Here is a 2,616-nt window from a genome sequence, read left to right as displayed (position 1 = left end):
GGGCCGGTCAGGACCGCCACGGGTTCGGCGGCGCCGAGCGCCACCACGGCGGCGACGACACCGGCCGGCGCCGCCCGGCGGGGGGAGAGGGTGCTCACGGGCTCCAGTCTGGTCGCCCCGCGGGCCCGGCTGCCAATCTCGTCAGCGATCCGTAAGGACATATGCGTCAGGGCACACCACCGGGTCGGCGGTGTGCCCTGACGTCGGGCGTACTCCTCGGGTCAGAAGCCCGGGCCGTGCTGGTGGCCGTGCCCGTGCGAGTGGCCGTGGCCACCGGCGGCCGGCTCCGGCTCGGCCGGCTTCTCCACCACGAGGCTCTCGGTGGTGAGCAGCAGGCCGGCGATCGAGGCGGCGTTGCTGACCGCGTTGCGGGTCACCTTCACCGGGTCGATGATGCCGGACTTGGCCAGGTCGACGTACTCGCCGGTGGCGGCGTCGAGGCCGTGGCCCCAGTCCTTGCCGACGACCTTCTGCACCTCCACGTAGCCGTCGTGGCCGGCGTTCTGGGCGATCCAGCGCAGCGGCTCGACGAGCGACTTGCGCACGATCGAGACGCCGACCTTCTCGTCACCGGTGAAGCCCAGGTCGTCGTCGAGCGCCGGCAGGATCTGGGCCAGGGCGGCGCCGCCACCCGGGACCGTGCCCTCCTCGACCGCGGCCTTGGTCGCGGCGATGGCGTCCTCGATGCGGTGCTTGCGCTCCTTCATCTCGACCTCGGTGGCCGCGCCGACCTTGATCACGGCGATGCCGCCGGAGAGCTTCGCCAGCCGCTCGGCCAGCTTCTCCCGGTCCCACTCCGAGTCGGAGGCCTCGATCTCCTTGCGGATCTGGGCGACCCGGTCGGCGACCTCGGAGGCCTGCCCGCCACCGTCGACGACAGTGGTGTTCTCCTTGTCGACCACGACGCGGCGGGCGGTGCCGAGCACCTCCAGGCCGACCTGGTCGAGCTTGTAGCCCAGCTCCGGGGCGACCAGCTCGGCGCCGGTCAGGATCGCCATGTCCTGGAGCATCGCCTTGCGGCGGTCGCCGAAGCCGGGGGCCTTGACCGCGCAGACCTTGACGGTCTTGCGCAGCGCGTTGACCACGAGCGTCGACAGGGCCTGGCCCTCGACGTCCTCGGCGACGATGAGCAGCGGCTTGTTGTTCTGGAGAACCTTCTCCAGCAGCGGCAGCAGCTCCTCGATCGCCGAGATCTTCTGGGTGGTGATCAGGATGTACGGGTCCTCCAGGACCGCCTCCTGCGCCTCCAGGTCGGTGACGAAGTTCGGCGAGATGAAGCCCTTGTCGAACTGCAGACCCTCGGTCACCTCCAGCTCGGTGACGAGCGCGGAGCCCTCCTCGACGGTGATGACGCCGTCGCGGCCGACCTTCTCCATCGCCTCGGCGATCAGCTCGCCGATCGCGGCGTCCTGCGCGGAGACGGTCGCGACGTGCGCGATCGACTCCTTGCCGGCGACCTCGACGGCCTTGCCGAGCAGCGCCTCGGAGACCTTGGCGGCCGCCGCGTCGATGCCCCGCTTCAGGCCGGTCGGGTTGGCGCCGGCGGCCACGTTGCGCAGGCCCTCGCGGACCATGGCCTGGGCCAGCACGGTGGCGGTGGTGGTCCCGTCGCCGGCGACGTCGTTGGTCTTGGTCGCCACCTCCTTGACCAGCTGCGCGCCGAGGTTCTCGTACGGGTTGGTGAGCTCGATCTCCTTGGCGATGGTCACGCCGTCGTTGGTGATCGTGGGCGCACCGAACTTCTTGTCCAGGACGACGTTGCGCCCGCGCGGGCCGAGGGTGACCTTGACCGCGTCCGCGAGGGCGTTGACACCGTGCTCGAGCAGGTGCCGGGCGTCGTCCGAGAAGCTGAGGATCTTCGCCATCAGTATCCCTTCGAAGCGACGTTGCCCCGGCCCGGCGAGCCGGACCGGGGCAACGACACTGATCGGTTGCTTACTTCTCGATGACCGCGAGGACGTCGCGGGCGGAGAGCACCAGGTACTCCTCGCCGGCGTACTTGACCTCGGTGCCGCCGTACTTCGAGTAGAGGACGGTGTCGCCGACCTTCACGTCGATCGGCACGCGGTTGCCCTTGTCGTCGATCCGGCCCGGGCCGACAGCGAGGACGGTGCCCTCCTGCGGCTTCTCCTTGGCGGTGTCGGGGATCACGATGCCCGAGGCGGTGGTGGTCTCGGCCTCGTTCGCCTGGACCACGATGCGGTCCTCGAGCGGCTTGATCGCAACCTTGGTCGCGGTAGTCACGGGCATACCCTCCCGGGTACTTGGTGTCGTTGCCGGCCGGCGTGCCGACCAGCGTCAATCTGCCACATGCCACCGGGCGGGGCCGTCGTCGCGGGTGCCGGTCCGCCTGGCGCTCAACCCCCGGGCACGAGGCTCGGGCGTTGGCACCCTCAGGGTGAGAGTGCTAATCGCAGGTTATTCCTCGGCTAGCACTCCGTCAAGGAGAGTGCCAACGCGCGTCGCCCTCCGTGTCGCGCCGGAACCGGCCCGGGAGAATGGGCGCGTGGATCTCGACCTGCTCGCCGTGCTGCGTACCCCCGAGGGGTCGGCGGCGCTCGCCGCGGCCGGGCGGGTGGCCGGCGGCGACCCGCTGGCGGCGGCGGCCCCGCTGCG

2 protein-coding genes are annotated in these 2,616 nt (G+C 70.9%); both read right to left on the bottom strand.

From position 1 onward, the window contains the following. Positions 1 to 221: 221 nt before the first annotated feature. A complete protein-coding gene (gene groL, locus KBX39_RS28530) occupies positions 222 to 1,865 on the bottom strand; it encodes a chaperonin GroEL (protein ID WP_210873489.1) in 1,644 nt (547 codons plus the stop codon). Between the two features lie 70 nt (positions 1,866 to 1,935). Beyond that, complete coding sequence (gene groES / locus KBX39_RS28525) at positions 1,936 to 2,250, bottom strand: co-chaperone GroES (protein WP_018222648.1); 315 nt, start codon at positions 2,248 to 2,250, stop codon at positions 1,936 to 1,938. Positions 2,251 to 2,616: the final 366 nt, after the last annotated feature.

Origin of the sequence: Micromonospora sp. D75 (assembly GCF_018070405.1) — a bacterium.
Lineage (GTDB): Bacteria > Actinomycetota > Actinomycetes > Mycobacteriales > Micromonosporaceae > Micromonospora > Micromonospora chalcea.
Note: the sequence above shows the minus strand (reverse complement) of the source record. Positions and strands in the feature narration are given on the sequence as shown.

What these genes read in the sequence shown, in the direction of transcription:
- groL (WP_210873489.1), bottom strand. Translation starts at nt 1,865, where the DNA reads ATGGCGAAGATCCTCAGCTTCTCGGACGACGCCCGGCACCTGCTCGAG.
- groES (WP_018222648.1), bottom strand. Translation starts at nt 2,250, where the DNA reads ATGCCCGTGACTACCGCGACCAAGGTTGCGATCAAGCCGCTCGAGGAC.